The sequence below is a fragment of the Tissierellales bacterium genome (assembly GCA_035301805.1).
Taxonomy (GTDB): domain Bacteria; phylum Bacillota; class Clostridia; order Tissierellales; family DATGTQ01; genus DATGTQ01.
Genome location: DATGTQ010000001.1, coordinates 1 through 2,511, shown reverse-complemented (window position 1 = coordinate 2,511; position 2,511 = coordinate 1). Strand labels below are relative to the sequence as shown.

2 protein-coding genes are annotated in these 2,511 nt (G+C 28.2%); both read right to left on the bottom strand.

The window, feature by feature from the left end:
• Nucleotide 1: 1 nt before the first annotated feature.
• Entirely contained in the window at nt 2-949 is a 948-nt protein-coding gene (locus VK071_00010; protein HLR33698.1) for a hypothetical protein, read from the bottom strand.
• Nucleotides 946-2,511 (bottom strand): hypothetical protein (locus VK071_00005; GenBank protein ID HLR33697.1); only part of this gene is annotated, 1,566 nt, incomplete at its 5' end. The genes VK071_00005 and VK071_00010, both read right to left, overlap by 4 nt.

The following is a 2,511-nucleotide window of genomic DNA, read 5'->3' as shown; positions in this document are numbered from 1 at the left end:
TTTAAGGTTGTTTTTTCATATAAAAAATACATCTAACATTATGCCTTTCGTTATAGAAGACATATTCAGGGAGATATTCTAAACAGCTTTCCATCCCCTTATTGCATTTATCATAGTAAATACAACTATATAGTTTTCTTTTAAAATTCCAATTCTTTCTATCAAATGAATTATTAATTAAATCCTTTGTATAAGGATGTAAAGGTTCATTGTTAAACTTTTCAATAAGACAATCTTCTATTAATGTTCCTTTATCAGAAACTATAACCCTATCCGCTACTTCATTTATAACCTTTAAATCATCTGTCATAAGCAATATTGATGTACCAGATTCCTCCTTTATTTTTTTAAGATAGTCAAAAACCTTCATCTTCTCATCTTCATTTAAATTTTCTATTATATCATTTATTATTAAAATTTCTGGATCACAAATTAAGCCAATAGCTAAGTGAACTTGAAAAATAGTCAAATCATCTAATTGATAAGGATAGGATTCATAAACCTTTTGAACATTCTCTATCCCCATATTTTCAAGTATTTCCTTGGCTTTTTTATCCTTGTTCTTAACATCCTTTCTATGAATGATTAAGGGTTCTTTAATTTGATAACCGACTTTAAACCTTGGATTTAATCCTTTTACGCTAGAATTATGAATGGCAGATATCTTATTTCCTCTGATATTCCTTTTTCCACCTTTCCCCATAGCTAAAATATCATTACCACAAAAATAAATATTTCCAACTACAATTTTTCCTATATTTTTATTTTCATCTATCAATCCCATTATTGAATAAATTAATCCTCGTCTAAAAATATCTTCGTTAGAAATCATAACGGTTATCTCCTTTTCATACAACTTAAAAGAAATATCATATAAAGGGAATAAAATTTCATCATTAATATAATAATTAGTTTCTAAACTATCTACTTCTAATAAACAATTCTTCATCTCAAATACCTCCAACCATAAGGACTACTCCATGCATAATCATCGATTATCTCCATTATTGTTTGAGTGATATTTTCTAGTTTTTCAGTATTTTTATTATTATTACTCTGTTTTTGGTTATAATAATTTTCCAAGTATTCATCCCTAGGTATTCCTGAAAAAATAATTCCAGACATATCACTTTTAAAAAGAGTATTTGGAACTCTTAATTCATCACCAAAATATTCATAGTCAAGTTTAAAACTTTTTTTCCTTATTTTCTTTTTTAACTTTTTCATTTGTTTATAGAACATAGTATTCCTACTTGATACTGTAGATGTATTTAAATACATCTTATCAGTATCTCCTACTCCCAAACAATTAAAATACATATAAAAACTACCATTATGTATATGTCTTGTCCCCATAGCTACATTTGCTCCAATTCCATCATATTGGCTCCCATCTACAAACAAAAACACAATTGACCTGTTAGACGTTTCATAGGAATATCTTTCCTTTGTAATCCTTGCTAATTCTAGAGCTGCTCCAATACTAACTGCTCTTTCATCCGATATTTTATATATTTCATTTTCCATATTACCTATATTGCCATAATCAACTGCTATGATTAGAGGATAATCAGGACGGTATCCCCGTAAATATCCAGCAATATTTTTTCCATATATATTTTCATCACCTATATCAAAATTATACTCCTGAGTAAAAAAGGATTCCGTTTTCCCCTTTTCATTAACTGTTCTAAATATAGGGGCCAATCCACTTTCCTCTAATTCCTTTTCTATGTAATTACCAACTTCATCTATATATTCCATCTGTTCAATTGCCTTTACATGTTTTATTATATTATCACTATTAGTTCTATAATTAGCTTTAGGTGACATAGGTATTAAAGATAATACATAGATAAATATAATGATAATAACTAAAGATTTAATAGCTATATTTCTTTTATTATAACTAAAATCCTTCCATTCATTAATATAAGTTTTAGGAGACAAATGATAACCAAGAGTTTTCATTCTTTTATAGAATATAGTTTCATCATTTCTTATTTCATATAGAAAACCTTCACCTAATAAATTAAAACCCATAGTACTAAAAGCAAAACCTACTAGTGGAAATATTGGCAACCAATATTTCCCATCCACCATAGCCTCCTTAGTTATATTGAGCATCCCACTCCACTCGGGATAGTAGTTATAAACCTGTCCCCAGCTACCTTCAAAATTAAGATTATCAAATTTATTTGCACCTATAGTAATACCTAAAACCCCTAGTACACAAAGGCTTCTAAGAATATTTCCTATTTCAGTAAAAAAGTTCGCAAAAATATGAGGAAAAACTTGCTTAAAAATATCCTTCCTTTTTATATTAGCCTTCTCTTCATTATCTACAATTTTTTTAACTTCCTTATAGAGGTTTTTTCCTAGTCTTCCCCAACCAGTTGTTGCTAGAACCAAGGAAATCACTAAAATTGACATACCCAAGCTTAGTTTCGTGAAAGCTTCCTGATTTAAAACTATATATCCAATAATAATTTCTGGTACCATATTAAATAA

Bases quoted from the DNA above. Each gene is read 5' to 3' on its own strand.
- VK071_00010 (HLR33698.1), bottom strand. From the start codon at position 949: ATGAAGAATTGTTTATTAGAAGTAGATAGTTTAGAAACTAATTATTAT.